Source organism: Pandoraea pulmonicola (assembly GCF_000815105.2).
GTDB lineage: Bacteria > Pseudomonadota > Gammaproteobacteria > Burkholderiales > Burkholderiaceae > Pandoraea > Pandoraea pulmonicola.
Map to the genome: position 1 here is coordinate 3,897,567 of NZ_CP010310.2, position 17,909 is coordinate 3,915,475.

Annotated in this window: 17 protein-coding genes; 5 read left to right on the forward strand and 12 right to left on the reverse strand. The window is 60.8% G+C overall.

Features of this window, described 5'->3' with window-relative positions; all coding sequences use genetic code 11:
- Positions 1–34: 34 nt before the first annotated feature.
- The 10 genes from RO07_RS16595 to RO07_RS16640 form a co-directional block, all read right to left on the reverse strand.
- The gene (locus RO07_RS16595; RefSeq protein ID WP_039412528.1) at positions 35–487 is read right to left on the reverse strand and encodes a GNAT family N-acetyltransferase; all 453 of its coding nucleotides are present in this window, start codon (positions 485–487) and stop codon (positions 35–37) included.
- Positions 488–597: 110 nt separating this feature from the next.
- A complete protein-coding gene (locus RO07_RS16600; protein ID WP_039412531.1) occupies positions 598–1,692 on the reverse strand; it encodes a porin in 1,095 nt (364 codons plus the stop codon).
- 138 nt (positions 1,693–1,830) lie between these two features.
- Positions 1,831–3,078, reverse strand: coding sequence for an MFS transporter (locus RO07_RS16605; protein ID WP_160118109.1), 1,248 nt, complete (start codon positions 3,076–3,078; stop codon positions 1,831–1,833).
- A gap of 86 nt (positions 3,079–3,164) precedes the next feature.
- A complete protein-coding gene (locus tag RO07_RS16610; RefSeq protein ID WP_052267395.1) occupies positions 3,165–3,650 on the reverse strand; it encodes a VOC family protein in 486 nt (161 codons plus the stop codon).
- Positions 3,651–3,770: 120 nt separating this feature from the next.
- Positions 3,771–4,424, reverse strand: coding sequence for a VOC family protein (locus tag RO07_RS16615; RefSeq protein ID WP_052267396.1), 654 nt, complete (start codon positions 4,422–4,424; stop codon positions 3,771–3,773).
- A 70-nt stretch (positions 4,425–4,494) separates the two neighbouring features.
- A complete protein-coding gene (locus RO07_RS16620) occupies positions 4,495–5,256 on the reverse strand; it encodes a glucose 1-dehydrogenase (protein ID WP_237171276.1) in 762 nt (253 codons plus the stop codon).
- 5 nt (positions 5,257–5,261) lie between these two features.
- On the reverse strand, positions 5,262–7,007 hold the full coding sequence (locus RO07_RS16625; protein ID WP_072637082.1) for a thiamine pyrophosphate-binding protein: 1,746 nt from the start codon (positions 7,005–7,007) through the stop codon (positions 5,262–5,264).
- A 28-nt stretch (positions 7,008–7,035) separates the two neighbouring features.
- Entirely contained in the window at positions 7,036–8,547 is a 1,512-nt protein-coding gene (locus tag RO07_RS16630) for an aldehyde dehydrogenase family protein (protein ID WP_237171277.1), read from the reverse strand.
- A gap of 24 nt (positions 8,548–8,571) precedes the next feature.
- Positions 8,572–9,402, reverse strand: a complete 831-nt coding sequence (locus tag RO07_RS16635; RefSeq protein WP_160118108.1) for a fumarylacetoacetate hydrolase family protein — start codon at positions 9,400–9,402, stop codon at positions 8,572–8,574.
- A gap of 24 nt (positions 9,403–9,426) precedes the next feature.
- On the reverse strand, positions 9,427–9,876 hold the full coding sequence (locus tag RO07_RS16640; protein WP_039412541.1) for a nuclear transport factor 2 family protein: 450 nt from the start codon (positions 9,874–9,876) through the stop codon (positions 9,427–9,429).
- Between the two features lie 193 nt (positions 9,877–10,069).
- Between RO07_RS16640 and RO07_RS16645 the strand changes: the two genes are divergently transcribed.
- Complete coding sequence (locus RO07_RS16645; RefSeq protein ID WP_039412543.1) at positions 10,070–11,689, forward strand: FAD-dependent monooxygenase; 1,620 nt, start codon at positions 10,070–10,072, stop codon at positions 11,687–11,689.
- An 86-nt stretch (positions 11,690–11,775) separates the two neighbouring features.
- Here RO07_RS16645 and RO07_RS16650 read toward each other — a convergent pair whose 3' ends face one another.
- Positions 11,776–12,414, reverse strand: coding sequence for a helix-turn-helix transcriptional regulator (locus RO07_RS16650; protein ID WP_052267397.1), 639 nt, complete (start codon positions 12,412–12,414; stop codon positions 11,776–11,778).
- A 320-nt stretch (positions 12,415–12,734) separates the two neighbouring features.
- Between RO07_RS16650 and RO07_RS16655 the strand changes: the two genes are divergently transcribed.
- From RO07_RS16655 to RO07_RS16670, 4 genes are all read left to right on the forward strand, one after another.
- Complete coding sequence (locus RO07_RS16655) at positions 12,735–13,913, forward strand: MFS transporter (protein WP_039412545.1); 1,179 nt, start codon at positions 12,735–12,737, stop codon at positions 13,911–13,913.
- Positions 13,900–14,553 (forward strand): PaaI family thioesterase, encoded by a 654-nt coding sequence (locus tag RO07_RS16660; protein ID WP_084072660.1) that lies wholly within the window; start codon positions 13,900–13,902, stop codon positions 14,551–14,553. The genes RO07_RS16655 and RO07_RS16660 overlap by 14 nt, the downstream gene beginning before the upstream one ends.
- Positions 14,554–14,728: 175 nt before the next feature.
- The gene (locus RO07_RS16665) at positions 14,729–15,631 is read left to right on the forward strand and encodes a fumarylacetoacetate hydrolase family protein (protein ID WP_335645799.1); all 903 of its coding nucleotides are present in this window, start codon (positions 14,729–14,731) and stop codon (positions 15,629–15,631) included.
- Positions 15,632–15,684: 53 nt separating this feature from the next.
- A complete protein-coding gene (locus RO07_RS16670) occupies positions 15,685–16,629 on the forward strand; it encodes an alpha/beta fold hydrolase (RefSeq protein WP_039412551.1) in 945 nt (314 codons plus the stop codon).
- 75 nt (positions 16,630–16,704) lie between these two features.
- Here RO07_RS16670 and RO07_RS16675 read toward each other — a convergent pair whose 3' ends face one another.
- A complete protein-coding gene (locus tag RO07_RS16675) occupies positions 16,705–17,853 on the reverse strand; it encodes a zinc-binding dehydrogenase (protein ID WP_039412552.1) in 1,149 nt (382 codons plus the stop codon).
- Positions 17,854–17,909 lie beyond the last annotated feature (56 nt).

Genomic DNA, 17,909 nt, shown 5'->3' on the forward strand with positions numbered 1-17,909 from the left:
CGACGGGAGCGCCGGCTCCAACACCAGCCTGCATTCAATCCAACCAATACACCAGTATCTCGTCGCCTGCCGCGTCGAGTTCGCCGGTTGGCTTCCAGCCCAAATGGCGGTAGAAGCCGAACGATCGCACCGCCGGGTCCGTCGAGCATCCGAGAAACAGCTTCTGGAAACCGTTGCGACGGAAGTCCTCCATGACTAACCTGAGCAGTGCTTTGCCGAGGCCTGCGCCTTCGAACTCGGGCAGGATCGCTAACACGACGATCTCGCCTGTGTCGCGATCGCCAAAGCAATAACCGGCAAGCATGCCGTCCGATAGGGCGATGTATCCCGGCACGGCGCCGGACTCTATTCCGGCTCGCCAGCTTTCAGCGGTAACGCCAATCGCGGCAAGCTCGTCTTTCGAGAACGCGTTCTCTCTCGTTCTTCCTCTCAACTCGATGCAAGCAAGAGTGTCGTCAGGTACTGCGGGCCTGTAGAGGATGTTCATTGCAAGTCAATAGGTTTCCTGAAAAATTCGTGCGACCAAAGAATGATGAAGCACGCCCGCACGATACACAAGACGGTTCCTGCGGGCCGAGACTGCGCCATCGCCCTGCCTTAGAACCGAGTCACCATGCCGATACGCAAGAGCCACTGCTTGTTGGACAGCGACGCCTCGGGAACACCAATGATCCAGGCATTGACGCCACCACCGTCGCCCGAAGCAACCTGATGAACATTCTCCATATACAGGTCCGTCAGCTTCGACAACGAATATCGCAACGCCGCAGTAAGCTGGCTCCCCCGATTATGATTCAAATAGGCATTGCCGGACATGATCTGAAAATCCGCACCAAATGCCCACGCCCCTCCAAACTTGTAATCGGCGCCTATCTCAAAAATATCGATCTGAGCTCGATTGAGTGTATTTCTCGTCGACGTATAGAGAACGAATGGCAGAACATCGCCCAGTTGGTAATTCGCACCGATCCCCCAACTTCTAACGAGAGTGCTCGAGCCATTGGCCAACGGGTACTTGATCACCACGAAAGCGGCACCGACCATCATCGGACCATTGCCATACTTGGCGCCCAGACTCACGGTGTGGCCTTCCGGCGCTCCTCCCGACGATTTGCCAAAGCCGTACAGCGCGCCGAATTGCAGACCGCGAATGTCAGGGCTTGTGTACTTCACCGAATTTGAGACTCGCGCGCTGCCCCCCATGCGGTCGAAATCGAACGAGCCCGTCGGATTGCCGGGGATCGCTAGCTTGGAGAACGGTCCTTGTCTGAAATTGTAGGCGCCGGCAAAGAGAATGCCCCCGTCCACACGGGCGAACGTCAACGAATCCGTCATGAAGTCGTATTGCTGTCCCATCGTGACGCGACCGAATTGATTGTCCGAGATTCCCACGTAAGCCTCGCGGCCAAAAATCGCATCCGGCTCCGGAACCGTGGCGCCCGAACCGAGACCGAACTGCCCGACCAACGAGAAAACGACTCGCGTCCCTCCGCCCAGATTCTCATCTCCGCGAATACCGAAGATGTTGGGAACGACGATACCGTCAACGAATCTGGCGCTTGATTTTCCGCCAACGTTGTTCTCATATGTGATTCCTGCATCAATCAACCCGAACAACGTCATGTTCCCGGCAATGGCATGCCTCGTTGTCAGAACAATGACGCTTCCGATAAGAATATTCAACAGCTTCATGGGGTAATGTCTCCAAACACATTTTATTTATTTTTTTAGTATTACTAATTAATTTGAGAATTCCGATGCATCGAACCAATCGACTCACGCGTTCGCTTCGATTTTCGGACCGGAGTATTTCGCACCGGTCGGCGCTGCCTATTGGTATTGGAAGTCACTTCTCCGTATCAGCAGTACCATGAGCGCGGCGCATGTGCCCGTAGCTGCCGACAGGGGTAGCGCCGACGCATATCCCCCGTATCCCGCAAGGCAGAACGCGAACATCGCAGGGCCGGCTGCGGCCCCCAAGAGAAACACCACCATCAATGCCCCGTAGACTGCCCCGAAGTGCTTGAGGCCGAAGATTCTCGACGCAACGTAACCCAAGGCGTCGCCTTCGGCGCCCAGCCCGACCCCGATCAACAGCGCGGCGACCGGTGCGCCGGTAAAACCAAAGGCGTGCAGCACCCAGCAGCCGAGCGCGGGACAAAGCAGTACGAGGCAGGTGACGAGCGGCGGGAAAACGCGGTCGAGGACGGCGCCGATCAGCCAGCAGGCAATGATGCTCGCCACGCCCACGAGGCCGCTCATCGACGCAGCACTTTGCAGCGACAGCCCCTTTCCCATCAGCATGGCCGGCATATGAACGACGGCCCCCGTCGTTACGGCAGCCATGATGAAAAATGACGTGGCCAGAATCCAGAAGCCGCGATGCCGGACCGCGTCTTTCAACGCCAGTCCATCGCGCACCGCGGTAGTACCGTGCGAACTTCGCCGGGCGTCCGCTGGATCTCGAATGAGGCATACCGCGGCGAATGTGCCCACCGTCAGGACGATGACGCCGAGAATGACATATGCCATGCGCCAACCCGCGACGGTGATGAGATAGCCCGCGATGCCAGGCCAAGCGGCAACACCCAACCCGGAGAAGGACAGGACGAAGCCGAGCGCCAGACCACGATGCCTGTCGAACCATTCGGAGACGAGATACGAGTACACCACCGGCGTTTGGCCAGCACCGAGGCAGATGGCCAGCACAAGACAACCGATGAATCCGCTCTCCGTATGAGGCAAGGCGCCCACACCGATGAGGCCGAGCGCGAACACCGGGATCGCGACCAATGCAAACCGTTTCGGTCCGTATTTGTCGAGTATGGTGCCCGTCGCCGGCTGAATCAAAGCAACGATCAGCAGCGCAGGCCCGACTGCGGAGGCCAGCCGGACGGCGCTCCAGGTATTCAGCCTCGCGACCGGCTCAAGAAAAATGCCGAATGTGAAAACCAGTACCGGTCCGATCGTCAGGAACATGCCCACGCCAGCCCCAAGCAACACACGCACGGCCGGCCAATCGAGTTTTTCCGGCACGCGCACCACGCCCGGCGCGACTACGTCGTCCAGTGCTTCCATGTCATCCTCCGAGTGTCTTTGCTTCCATGCTTCGACGGCGCCGGCCATCAGCCCGGCAACCGCGCGAAAAACGTATTGCCGCTCGCTCAAATGAAGCCGCGGCCGTCCCGATGCTCGATGAGTTCGATCAGGATGCCGTCCGGGTCCCGGATATAGCAACCCGCCAAACCATGTGACTCGAAGGGTGGGAATGCCACATCGACACCTTGTCGCGTCAACCATTGAAAGGTCGCATTCAGGTCATCGACTTCCAGCGCCAGATGCTTGGTGCCATGTGTCTTGAGATCGGCGACGGGATCGCGTCGCTCCGCCGGCAGGCGTGCCGCGTCGGGTATCTCGAAAAGTTCGATACGGGTCGAATCGCGACGCATGAACGCCCCCTTGAACGGGACGGCCGGCATGTTCGTTCTGTACTCGACGGCGAAGCCGAGGTATTTTCTGTACCAGGCGATCGATCGTTCGAGGTCGGGAATGCTGATGCCGCAGTGGTGCGCACGCAGATGAAACGGAGGGGCCTTCGGAGGCGGTTCGTCGACAACCTGAAGCGTGCCGAGATCTCGTTGCTCGTTCATTGATGTCTCCTTCGTGTCGTCGTCCTCCCGAGGCAGCGGGAGGACGCGACATCATTTTTTTGTTTGATGGCGCCCTTGCGCTGCGGCGCGGGCGCTTCGCCAACCACGTCCGGAACGACGCTAAGCGATTCGGACCAGCTGCTCTTTCGTTTCGCCACTGTCGTATCGGGCGATAAAGGCATCGCGGTCGATATCAATGCCGGAGGGGTTGCTTCTGAATGCTTCGGTTTTGAAGTACCCGAAGAATGCCTCTTCCGTGTCGTAGTTGTTGCTGCACAGCTCCACGACGTTCTGATCCGGATCCCGGAAGTAGAAACTCGTCACCGGGCCATGGTTGGCGCTGCGGTGAGGATGAAGGCCCGCGTCGCGCAATGCCTTGACACGCTCGATGAGCGCCTCGAGATTCACGTGCTTGAACTGCATGTGATTCAAACCAGGGTCATTGGTCGGCATCTTCCCGACAGACGATATCTCGAAAATCGCGAACATCTGTCCGTACGGGAGCGAACGGTCGAGAAACATGAACGACGAACGCACGTCGCTCGCATGCACCTGCTTGCCGCCATCGCCATGCTTGTTCTGAATTTCCTTGTCCTTGGACGGTGTATTGACGATGCTCCACTCGCGCCCCAAGACAGCTTCGTACCAGCTTCGCAATGCGTCGTAGTTCGACGTCTGCAGCACCACCTCCGCGATTCGAACACCAGGCATGCTCCGCGTGCTGCCGCTCAGTGCCCGTAGTGCGTCGGCGTTCGCTTCAACTTTCTCGTTCATGGGATCTCCTTTGATCTGGGTAACGCTGCGCGGGCCACCTCCGGCGCGCCAGCGATTCGCAATGTCCTTGTCAGAGAACCACGGTCTGGCCACCATCGACGTGCAGCGCAACGCCCGTGATGAACGACGCCAGGTCCGAGCCCAGCCATACGACCGCGTTGCCGACTTCTTCCGGCGAGCCGATGCGGCGTAGCGGCATGCGCGCACGCATGCCCTCGAACAACTTGGCGACTTCGGGCGACGATTCGGACAATGCGGTGTTGATCAGCCCCGGGCAAACCGCGTTGACGCGAATCCCGGACGGACCGAACGCGTCGGCCAGCGCAGCCACCATCATGTTCACGCCCGCCTTGCTGGTCGAATACGCGGTAGTAAGCTGACCGGTTCGCGTGCCGCCCATGCTCGATGTGGCGACGATCGCTCCCCGTTTTCCGAGCGCCATCATCTGCTCGGCGGCGGCCTGTGCACCGAAAAGCACGCCATCGAGATTGACGGCGAGCAGCCTGTGGAAGTCGTCCGGGCTGATCCAGGGACCGTCGGATGCCAACGCGATTCCCGCGTTGCACGCCATGAGGTCCACACCGCCGAAGCGCTTTGCCACATCGACGAGGGCGCCGACCTCGGCGCGATTCGTCACGTCGCACCGATGAAACACGACGTCCACATCCATCGCACGCAGCCGCTCGACGATCGGCTCTCCCCCTTCCCGCGGCGAATCAGTGAGGTCGCCAATGATGATGGTGGCCGCACCGTGGCGAGCCGCAGCAAGCGCGATTCCGGCACCGATTCCGCTCGCGCCCCCGGTCACTATCACCACTTTGTTCTTGATCATTCCAGTCATTTCTTGCTCCATGCGTTCTGGGGTTCGGTTCGCGGTTGTTCGGATGCGGCGGGCGGCGTCAGAGGATCCAAGCCCATGATGAAGCGCTCCTCCGGCGGTATGGGATCCAGATCAACGAGCACATTGATGCAGGCGGGCCGATTTCCGGCGAGCGCACTCGCCATCGCGGTGCGAAGCTCTTCGGCATCGGTGGCTAGATAGCCGTCCGCCTCGAAAGCCGAGGCGACGTCGTGGTAGCGGCCATTCTCCAGTCGGGTATTGGTGATTCTCTCGGGCCCCGCCACTGCCTGCTGGAAATGCAGTGTGGCGCCCCAACTGCGGTTGTTCATCACCACCACGATGAGCGGCAAACCATGCCGAACCGCGGAGTCGAACTCCGCGATGCTATAGCCGAGCGCGCCGTCCCCGGTGACCAGGATGGTGCGCTGGCCCGACTTCGCGCTCGCCGCCTGGGCACCCAGCGCGATACCGAAACCGACACCCATCGAGCCCAAATAGCCATGACAAAGGAAGCTCGCCGGCCGGGCGCTCGAGATGACCTCGGTGAGCCATAGATAGGTCAAGGCGCCATCGGCCACGACAACGGTGTTCTCGTCGATGTGGGCCGCCACCACCTCCGACGCGAGCAGCGGATGAAGCGGACGGGGCTGCGCGTCCCGGACCGAGTCGAATACATGGTCATAGCGGCGCCTGACATGTGCCCGGACCCTCTCCGGCCATTCGCTTCCTGCCGCCTCATGGGCGCGCGCGAGTTCGCCCAGCGTCTTGATGGCAGCGCCCACATCGGCCACCAGTCCCATCGCGACGGGTTGCAGACGTCCGATCTCCCGGGCATCCGGATCGACCTGGAGAATGCGGGCGCCACGGGGAATGAGCTTTCCGTCGCCATGCCCTATGCTCAATCCGAATCGCAGCCCCAGACAGAGCACCACGTCGGGTTCGATCCCCTCGGCGCTCAGTCCATACATGCCCTGGATCAGTCCACCGTAAAGCGACTCCGGCAGCCCCTGCAACGCCTGGAGTCCCTCGCTATCGGCAAACACCGGTGCCCTGAGCGACTCGGCCAGCGCCTTGAGCTCGTCGGTACCGCCCCCGGTCGTCGCTTCGGATCCGACGACAATGACGGGGCGCTGCGCTTCACGCAGAGATTGGAACACCCGTTCGGCATCCTCGCGGCTGAGTCCGCATGAACGGGGCACGTTCATGACCGACGCTTCCGTATCGGGGCTTTCCACCTGGGCGGTCAACACATCCCAAGGGAGATCCAGCAGAACGGGGCCGCGTGGCGCCGCGTTCGCGATCCGAATTGCCTGGGACACGAGCCGCGGGATCTGCTCGGCCGAAGTGACGCGGTGCGCCCACTTCGTGACGGGTTTCGCCATCGCAATCTGATCGAATCCCGCCTGCAGCGTGTTGGTTTCCGCATCGCGAAGCGCACCGGATCCGGTCAGAAAAAGCACCGGCGTGCGATCGAGGAACGCGTTCGCCATTGCTGTCATCGCATTGGTGAACCCTCCACCGGCCGTCACCAGCGCAACGCCCATGCGACGCGTCGTACGTGCAAACCCCTCGGCTGCATGCCCGGCGGCCGCCTCGTGCCGCGTATCCACGATCGTGATGCCGAGATCGGCGCACGCCTGAAATATCGTGTCGATATGCGCACCATGCAATCCAAACATCGTTTCGACGCCGTGATGTTGAAGCGCACGTGCGACGAGTTCACCACCATTTTTTAACGCCATTGCTATCCTCCGTGTTCGGCAGCCCGGCTCAGGGGGCGAGATTGATGAGCTTTCGCTGGGTGTACTCCTCCATTCCCTCCCGGCCATACTCGCTGCCAAGCCCCGACGACTTGGCGCCACCGAACGGCATGTCGAACGGAAGGTCGAGGTGCTTGTTGATCCAGACCATCCCGCTCTCGATCCGCATCGCAACGCGCACTGCCCGCTGCGGATCGCCCGTCCAGATCGTGCCCCCCAGGCCGTACGGGCTGTCGTTTACCTGAGCGATGGCTTCTTCGATGTGGTCGTAGGCGAGCACGGGCAGCACGGGGCCGAATTGCTCCTCTCTCACCAGCTTTGCGTCGCTCGGGATATCCCGGACGATCGTTGGCGCGATGAAATATCCCTCGCGCTCCAATGCGTGACCACCCGCGATCACGGTGCCGCGCGCGTGCGCATCCTGGAGATAGCCGCGAACCTTCTCGTACTGAGGCTGATTCTGAATCGGCCCGATCTCCGTGCCCGCTTCCAGGCCATCGCCTACGACGGCGTCGCGGGCCAGTTGCGCCAACGCCTCGCAAATCTCGTCGTAGCGCGACGACGGCGCGTAGACGCGCTTCGCCGCGAAACACACCTGGCCCGCGTTGAGCATCGCCGCCTGGAATATCTTCGGCGCGAAGACACTGACGTCCGCATCGTCGAGGAGAATTGCGGCATCATTGCCGCCGAGCTCGAGCGTCAGGCGCTTCAGCGTACCCGCCACGCTCTCCATCACCTTCTTTCCCGTTGCGGTCGCCCCCGTGAACGACACTTTGGCGATGTCCGGGTGACGGGAGAGCAATCCGCCAAGATCGTTCGCGTCGACCACGACGTTCAGCACTCCAGGCGGCAGAATCGCTGCGGCGACTTCACCAAACAGCGAAGTCGTCAGCGGCGTCGAGGGTGCGGGCTTCGCGATTACCGTATTGCCTGTGATGAGCGCAGGCGCCACCTTGGCCATCATCAACAGCATGGGGAAGTTCCAAGGGGTGATCGCTGCCACCACGCCCAACGGCGTACGTTGTTCGTAGATGCGGGTTCCAGGTACGTCCCGCAGCATTTGCATCGGCGTGTCCATCGCGGCAAACGTTCGGATGGCGCCGATCGCGCCCTGGATTTCATGTTCGGCCTGGGGAAGCGGCTTGCCCTGCTCCATCGTCAGCAACCGGGCGAACTCGGATGCGCGCGCCTCCATGGCATTGGCAAGGGAATCCAGCGCATCGCGACGCGCCTCGTGCGAGAGGCGTGACCATGCGGGAAAAGCGCGCTTTGCTGCCGCGACCGCACGGTTCATCTGCGCTTCGTCTGCTTGCGCACAGCTCTCGAAGACCTTTCCCGTCGCCGGATTGATTACTGAGAGTGATTTGGCGCCCGTGACGAGTTCGCCGTCGATCAGTTGTTTATAGGTCATTGCATGTCTCCTGATAGGAATGGATGGTCCAACCCGGCTGCGTCGGCGAAATTCGCTCCGAGACAGGAGGTTCGCCGTTGCACAAGGTCCGGAATGTGATGCCGCGGCCACGCGAATCTTGTTGAGAAAGTCGGGCTATCTTTCGTCGACGACGCGGTTTCGCAGCTCGCCGATGCCGCTTACGGCGACCGAGACTTCGTCGCCGGATTTCAGAAACACCGGGGGGGTCCGCTTGTGCCCAACGCCTCCCGGTGTTCCCGTCGAAATGGAATCGCCGGCCTCCAAACGGCAGAACGTCGAGACGTAAGCGATCAACTCGTCGATAGGCCACGCCATCAACCCAAAAGCGCTGCGCTGCATCTCCACGCCGTTGATCCGTGTCACGAGTTCCATCCGCGACGGATCGGTTATCTCGTCGGTGGTCACGAGACAGGGACCAAATGCGCTCGAGGCGTCGAAGTTCTTCCCTGCCGTGACACTGTGCTGTTGCCAGTCGCGCACAGAGCCGTCCATCATGATGGAGTAGCCGGCGACGTGCTCCATCGCCCGGGCGGGCGGAATGTGTCGCCCTGGCTTGCCGATCACGATCACGATCTCGCCTTCGAAATCGAAGCGGGTCGAATGCCTGGGCCTGAGCAGATCCCGGCCGGCCCCGACCATCGACTGCGGGAGCTTGTTGAATAGAAACGGATGACTGGGAGCGTCCTTGCCCGTTTCGATCTGATGATCGCGATACGACCACCCCAGCCCGAACATGCGGGCGTCCAGGTTCGGGATCAAACGGTCGAACACCACGTTGGCCAGCGGCGTGGCTCTGGCGCCGGAAAGCAATTCGTGAGCCTCCGCAAGCGCTTGCGCCGCCAACAGCTCACGTAAATCGGCGTACTTCGAACCGAGATGCGGCACGAGATCGACGAATCCCTCTTCGGTGAGAAATCCGTAGGCGGGTTTGCCGTCGATGGTCACAGATGCGAGTCTCATGCGTTCACCTCAGGGATGCTTGAAGTCGACGTACACCTGGCGACACGCCAACTTCCATTCGCCATCGACAAGCCGCAGTTCGTCGCGATATCTGCCGACGACATGCGGCCCAGGCAAAGGCGCAGGGGCATCCAGACGCTGTGGAGACTCGTGGCGATACGCCGTCACATAGGACTCGACGATTGCGTCCTCGGGCGACACCAAACGCGTACGCAAATTGCTCAGCACATGCCGCACCAGCAGGCCGGCAGGGCGGCGGGCCATGAAGGTCCTCAGCGCATCGTGCCCCCGGATCTCCCCGTCCGCTCGTTTCCAGATACCGTCCGGCGCCATGTTGCGCACCATCTCCTCGTGATTTCCGTCATCAAACGCCGCCGTGAAATCGATCACGACCCATTGGCATTGCAGCGCGATATTCGACGCACGCTCGGCCAGTGGCACCTTTGCTTCCTCCACCATCGCTTCCTCCCTGGTTCGTAGCCATCAATCGACAATTACCGATATCAGTCGAGCAAAGTCTCACAGACTCATTTTTATATGTCAACATTATCATATGTTTGTATTGACATATAAATTTAGCGAGATCACCATGGCACCACGGCCGGGCAGCAACGGTCGACTCCACCAAATTCCCCCTACACACGAGGAATCCATGAAGGACATTGAGACCTCCGTCTTGATTGTTGGCGCTGGCCCGGTCGGGTTGGCATTGGCGAACGAACTTGCCTATCGCGGCATCGCGTTCATTCTTGTGGAGAAGAGCGACGGCAGCGTGCTCTTTCCTGCTGGAGAAGGCATCTTTTCGAGGACCATGGAGCATCTGCGGCGTTGGGGACTCGCGGACCGTGCACGCGTCAACGAAGGGTTCCCCGACGACTATCCGTTGAATGTCGGCTTTGCCACGTCGTTGTCGGGCAAGCTCCTCGCGGCCTTCGAAGCCCCCTCGAATCGCGCGATGCCCGCTCGGAGCCCGCATTCCCCCGAAGGCAACATCATTTGCCCGAAGCAGATCTTCGATCCGCTACTGAGGCGCGGCGCCGAAGAACGGGGCGCGGACCTGCGATATGACACGGAACTTCTGGACTTTCGCGAGAGCGGCGAGACAGTCGTTGCGACGGTACGAAATGACGCAACCGGTTCGACATACGAAATTCACGCGACTTATCTTGCCGCGTGCGACGGCGGGCGCAGCCACGTACGGAAGCGCTTGAACATTCCGTTCATCGGCGAATTCGCCACCGGTCACAACTTCGCCGTTTTCTTTCGGGCGCCAGAGCTTCTGAACGAAATCGAGTCGCGCTTCGGAAAGCGATTCGTCCAGTTGCACACGGTGAACACGCCGAATCGTCCGTACTTCACCTCGGTCAATGGACGCGATCAATGGCGCATGTCCATGTACGTACCGCAAGACACAAGCCCTGACCCCGCAGCGGCATTGAGCCGCGCGATCGGCATCCCCTTGCAGACGGAGATCATCCGGGCACAACCCTGGGCTGGCCACCGCGTCGTGGCCAGCAAGTACAGGGTCGGGCGTACATTCCTGCTCGGCGATGCCGTTCAGTTGCGCTGGCCCAAAGGAGGATTCGGCGCCAACACCGGCATTGGCGACGCAGTGGACCTGGGATGGAAGTTGGCGGCCACGATACAGGGTTGGGGCGGCAGCGCGTTGCTGGACAGCTACGAGGTGGAACGGCGTCCTATTGCCGTTCGGAACGTCAACGAAGGCGCGAACAATCGCACCTTCGATGCGCTCATCGAGCAGGATCCGATGCTCGATGACGATTCAGCACAGGGCCAAGCGAGAAGGACCCGCGTGGAAAACCAGATTCATGCATTGCGCCTGAGAGAATTCCAGACGCAGGGTATTCAACTCGGATACCGTTACCGACAATCCCCCATTTGCCTTTCTGACGATACGCTCGAGCCCCCCGACGACCACATGTCGTATCAGCCGTCGACGTGGCCCGGCAGTCGAGCACCTCACGCCTGGCTCGACGACAGGCGTTCGACACTTGATCTGTTCGGCCGTGGGTTCGTGCTGGTTCGCTTCGACAATGCCCCGGGTCCAACATCGTTGACTGCCGCCGCGAGATCGCTCGGCATGCCGTTCGAGGAAGCCCAGATACACTCAAGCGTACTTCGGAACCTGTATGAAAGGGACTACGTGCTCGTGCGCCCGGACGGACATGTCGCATGGAGAGCCGACGCACTCCCGGAGGACGCCCTGTCTATCCTGAATCATGTCCGCGGGGGGTCGCCACGCGCCGCTTGAGCCGGCGCAATGCGCATGTGCCCCACGCGAGCCGGCCGATCGGCGCCGGCTCACCGTTTCGACAGCCGGCAGCATCCACCGGCGGGCTATGCGCCGCCGGACACGCGCTGAAATTCGGCCAGCATCCATTGATACCACTGAAGGGTGAATACCCGATGTTCACGACTGAAGGTGATGGTCGAGTACAAACCGAACAGTTCGTGATCGGCGCCCACAGGGAACGTCACCCCATATCTGCCCTGTGCTTCCTCAAGGTGCTCCGAGATCGCCCGAATCTCTCCCTCGATCATCTCGATCTGACGATGCAACACATCCACGGCTTCGGCAGCGGACAACAGCCCAAGCGAAGCGACCTTGAGGTTGAACTCGTTCCGCGTAGGGGTATGCGTCGGCGCAGTCTTGACCCATTCCCGTAATGCAACTCGCCCCGCTTCAGTGATTCGATAGATTTTCTTGTTGGGCTTGGACTCCTGCACGACGTGAGAGAACGTCACATAGCCGGCCTCGGTAAGCACGGCAAGCACGGGATATATCTGGCTGTGATTCGCCTCCCATGTGTAGTTCCTGGGAGGCCCCATCAACAGGGACAGCTCGTACCCAGTCTGGTCCTGATGAGCGAGTCGACCAAGCAGCGCATATCCGATGACAGGAATCTTCGCTCGCACCGTTGCGGCGTGGTCGGCATCGGAAATCACCTGTTTGCTTGCAGCGGCTTTACGTGGCATATCGACGCGCCAATGGGTTGGGTCCTTATGAAGAAGCCCGATTATACGGTAGCGAGCCCAAGCAGCGACTGCACCAAGGCCCATACACCGGGATAATTTGTAATTTCTTACATATGACCATATTGACTTAAGAAATTTGGCCTGAGACACTCCATACGCTATCGTACTGAAAGACGACGTCATGCAATTCCCGGGGGCGCACGAAAGTGCGCATTGAGGCGGACCACCCTTCTTCGCCCGGTCGGGCGAGGAGGCCTCTCATGGAAACAGCAGGACAGTCCCCATCGGTTCCGACGGGAAACGCAATCCCTTGGCGTGCCATGCGCACCCTCCTGGGTGCCGGACTCGGCATGTTCCTCAATCTCGGCCCGGTTCTGGTGTTCTCGTTCGGCATATTTCTACGTCCCATCGCAAGTCACACCGGCTGGAGCGTGGCCGCCATCGCGTCGACAATGGCTCCGGCACTCGTCATCACCGCAGCCCTTCAACCGATGAGCGGCGTGTTGCTCGATCGATACGGGGCAAGGCGCTTCGCGCTACTGTCCCTCGCGGCGTTCGCCTGCGGACTCGCCCTGTTGGGCAGCACCCCCTGGAACGAGACCAGCTTCCTGTGCTTCCTTGTCCTCGCCACCTGCCTTGGCGCCGGACAGACGCCGCTTCCGTACGCACGCCTGGTGGCCGAGCAGTTCGATCGACGGCGAGGCCTGGCGCTGGGCATCGCCCTGTCGTTCTCCGGCGTCGGCATTGCCATCTGGCCGCAAATCGCGAAAGTTCTTCTCGATGCCTTCAGTTGGCGAGGCGCCTATGTGGGACTGGGAGCGTTGACGGCAATCATGGGCGCATTGGCGATTCTGACGCTCCCCCAGACGCCCTTGCGAGACGCATCCGCCACAGTTCAGGTCACTCGACCCGAGCAAGGAGAAGACTTGCGAGGTGCGCTACGACGCCCGGTTTTCTGGATATTGGCCGTGTCATTTTTCACGATATCGGCCGTCATCACGGGAAGCACCATCCACGCGCCAGCGATCCTCATCGAGAGGGGACAGACTGTCGATGCGGCAACCACGATGGCGAGCATCGTCGGCATCGCCAGCGTCGTCTCCCGGCTGCTGGTCGGCGCTGCGCTGGACGGCCGCTCGCCATTCAAAGTGACCTTCTTCGTGTTCCTCGCGCCCGCTCTGGGAACGCTCCTCCTGTCCCGGCTCGAAAACGGCACGTGGTTGGCTGCCTTGCTCATTGGCGTCGGCCTGGGAGCGGAAGCCGACACGCTGGCTTACCTCACATCGCGCGTCTTCGGTATGCGGCACTTCGGCAAGATCTACGGCGCGCTGATGGCGGCATTTCTCGTCGGTACGTCAGTCGGCCCCGCGTACTTTGCCTACTTCCTGGCGGGCCATGGCGGATATGAAGCCGCGCTGATGGCGTCGGCGATTTCCGGCGCTATCGCCGCGTTCCTTGTGCTGACGTTGCGCCAACCGGATCGCCATGACACGCGCTGAAGAAACCCCATCTCCATCGGGAGACCTTCCTTCCCCGCCATCGAGCTTTCTCCATAACTTTCATCTATTCATTCCGTTCATTCAGCTTACAAGCTTCAAAGACATGATCGACGTCACCGCACCTCATCCACCGCTCAGCGACCAGCGCACGCTCTGGCTAGCCAGACAATTTTCGGAAGAACCGGCCTACCGCCACATCGGATTGAGGGTTGACGAACTGGCCCGTGGCAAGTGCGTCGCATCCGTCCCGATCGTAGACGCGTTGCTTCATCACCGCGGCGCCGTGCAAGGCGGCATCGTCGCCATGATCGCGGATTCCACGGCAGGCTATGCCGCACTGACACTGCTCGACGAAAGCGCGGGCGAAGACCGTGACGACATGGCAACGCTGGAGTTCAAGACGTCGTTTCTCGCACCGGTGACTGGCGACACGGTACGGTGCGTCGCGGAAATCGTGAGTTGCAGCCGAACCATTGCCTTTTGCACCGCCCAAGTCTTCAGCGAGACGGGGGGCGAGTGCCGATTGTGTGCGTTGGCGTCACTGACGTTCAAGCGCCTGTCTCCTCGCGGAACCTCGTCATCACGGATCGAACCGGCGACGAGAACATTGGAGGTCGCGGGCCATCCCCTGGTTGCCTGAACATCGACCTCGCGCCGGACGTCGGGAAGACGGAAATGCCGGAAACGATCGATTCCAACTTGTTCGTGTTCGGCGCAGCCTCACTCGTTGTCATCACAGCCGCCGATGAATTCACGCAATGTTCCGCGATGTGGGCCATCTCGGACAACCGGCCATATCCAGGCATGCATGATGATTGATTGACGCCGAACGAACTTGGCACGAATCAACACTCACCGGAGAACTGTCCATGAAGCTCTGTCGCTTCACCTTCAATGGCTCGACGCGCCTCGGTAAAATCGAGGGAAACGATGTCGTCGACCTTTCCGCCGTCGTCGACACGGGGAACTCGATGCGTCTGCTGCTGGAGCGCCTCGATACGCTCCGCCCGCTCCTCGGTTTCGCCGGCGGGCCGCGTATTCCACTGCAGCAAGTCAAACTCGAATCGCCGATCAACGATCCGCGCAAGTATCTGATCATCGGCATGAATTACCAGGCGCATGCCAAGGAAGCGGCGGCGGCGGGCATCCCGATTCCGGCATCGCAGCTCTGGACCAACAAGCAGGTCAGTTGCATTACCGGTCCCTACGACCCGATTCTCCTGCCGGCGAAGTCAGACAAACTCGATTACGAAGTCGAACTGGCATTTGTCGTCGGCAAGCGTTGCCGACACGCCAGCGTTGAGAACGCGTTGTCGTACGTGGGCGGATATCTCGTTGCCAACGACGTCAGCGTGCGCGACTGGCAGCAACTTTCCACGACGCATACGCTCGGCAAGAGCTTCGATTCGCACGGCCCCCTCGGCCCCTGGATTACCACGGCCGACGAAGTCCCCGATCCCCAAGCCCTGACCCTTCACCTGAGCGTGAACGGCAGTGAGCGGCAGCGCAGTTCCACCGCCGACATGATCTACAGCGTTGCAGCGCAGATCGCTCACCTTTCCGCCATGACCACGCTGGAACCCGGCGACATCATCGCCACGGGCACGCCGTCGGGCGTCGGGGTCGCGCGCGGTGTATTCCTCAAGGCGGGCGATGTGGTCCGCGCCGAGATCGATGGACTCGGCTTTATCGAAAACGTAGTCGAGCCGGAAGCATGAACCGGCCCACGATTCATGCTTCTTCGCATTGACATCAACCCACGAGAAACCCAATGACCGAACTTCGCCACAATTTTGTAGAGGTAAATCGCACACGGCTTCATTACGTTGAAGCTGGAGAGGGCCCCGCCGTCATCTTCTGCCACGGATTTCCGGAGCTGTGGTATAGCTGGCGCCATCAGTTGCCGGCGTTGGCGCGGGCCGGCTATCGCGCCATTGCGCTCGACATGCGCGGGCATGGTGCGTCCGATGCGCCGCCGGATATCGAAAGCTACGACGTGTGTCATACCGTGGGAGACGTCGTCGGCCTGATGGACGCGTTGGGCATCGAGCGCGCGGCATTCGTCGGCCACGATGCAGGTACGTCCACGGCATACCACGCCGCACTCATGCGACCCGACCGCGTGCGCGGCGTCATGGGCTTGTCGGTCCCATACATTCCCCGCGGTCCCGTGAGCATTCTCGAAGCCTTCCAGGGCGCGGTGCCTCCAGGCTTCTACATGCTTTACTTCCAGGAGCCCGGCGTCGCGGAAAAGGACCTGGGCCGCGACGTGAAAGAAACGCTGCGGCGTCTCATCTACGCCAACTCGGGCCAAAACCCCCAGGTGCCGTTCATCATGACCGTCCCACCCGGAGGAAATCTGGTCGATCAGTTACCGGCACCCGATGGCCCTATCGAATTTCTTTCGGAAATCGACCTCGAAGTCTACGTGGCGGCCTATTCGAGAACGACGTTCCGCGGCGGACTGAACGGCTACCGCGTTTTCCAGCGCAATTGGGAGATCACTGCACCGTGGAATGGCATGGCCCTGCCGGTCCCATCGGCGTATATCGGCGGCACCTCCGATACCGTGCTGCATTTCCCGGGATTCCGCGAAGCGGCACAAGCGATGGGCAACGCCCTGTTCATCGAAGGCGCGGGGCACTGGATCCAGGCGGAGCGCGCGGAACAAGTCAACGAAGAACTCATCAAGTTCCTCGCCACCCTCCCTCGGTGATCTGCGCTCGGAATCGCCAGCGGCGGTAGAAACCGCGGGCGGTGCGATGGCATCATCGCACCGCCCGTCTCGCACTCAGTTCCCCTTGTTCGGATTCACGAGGTATTTCTCACCGGTAGCGCGCTTGCTGTACTCGGCAATCACTTCCGCACGAAGCATCTCCGCGAGCGAGATCTCCCCGGAATAGTGACTTCTGAACGTCGTCTTCAACTGGCTGGCGATTCGCGTTTTCAACTCAGTCGTCGCAGCGGCCCCAATCCTGCTAAGGAAAGTCGACATCAACCAACCGCCAACGCTCCATGCCATGCCGAAGTTCCGTCGAATTTCGGTCGCCCCGGTGTCCAGTCCTCCGTATATGTAGACCTGCTTGAGCGTCGTCGAGCCGTAGCGGCTATATGCGTCTTGCGCTTTCCGGCTCAACGCCCGCTCCATGCACGTGAGGATCTGGCTGGCGAGCCCTCCCCCACCCGTCGCATCGAACGCGATCGTCGCACCGGTCTGCGCGAGCGCCTCAGTGAGATCGTCCATGAACGTGGGCGAACTGGTATCGCAGACGAACCTCGCCCCCTGGCGCTTAAGCAAATCGGCCTGCGACTGGCGACGCACCACGTTCACCAGCGCAATGTTGTCTGCAATGCAAACCCGATTGAGCATCTGCCCCAGGTTGGAAGCCGCTGCCGTATGCACCAGGGCCACATGCCCTTCCCGGCGCATGGTTTCGATCATCCCGAGCGCGGTCAGCGGATTAACGAAGCTCGACGCCCCATCCCGCGGCGAGTGGTCCTCAGGGAGCACCATGCATTGATCGGCGCGAACGCATCGATACTGCGAATACATGGCGCCACCGAATATGCTCACTGTCCGTCCGAGCAATGCCCGCGCACCGCTCGATGCGCCGGCATCAACCACGATCCCGGCGCCTTCGTTGCCGATGGGCAGCGACGCATCGAGGCGTGCGGCCATCGCTTTCATGCCCGCCTCGGGCACGCGAGCGACGACAGTCGATCGCTCATCGCTGCCATTGCAAACTGCAGTGTCCATATCAGCGGCGCCGAACAGCAATCCGATGTCGGAGGGATTGAGCGGAGAGGCTTCGATTCGGACCACCACCTCATCGGGACCGGGACGTGGGACTTCCAGGCGGACGAGAGAAAGCTCCAGCGCTCCGCTCGCCTTGATCAGCGAACGAAGTTGAAGAAATGTCTTTGGAACGTGAAAGCTCATGAAACCGATTCCGTGAGTGGGTGTGCTGCGAATAGAAGAAAAGCGCGCCGATGGGG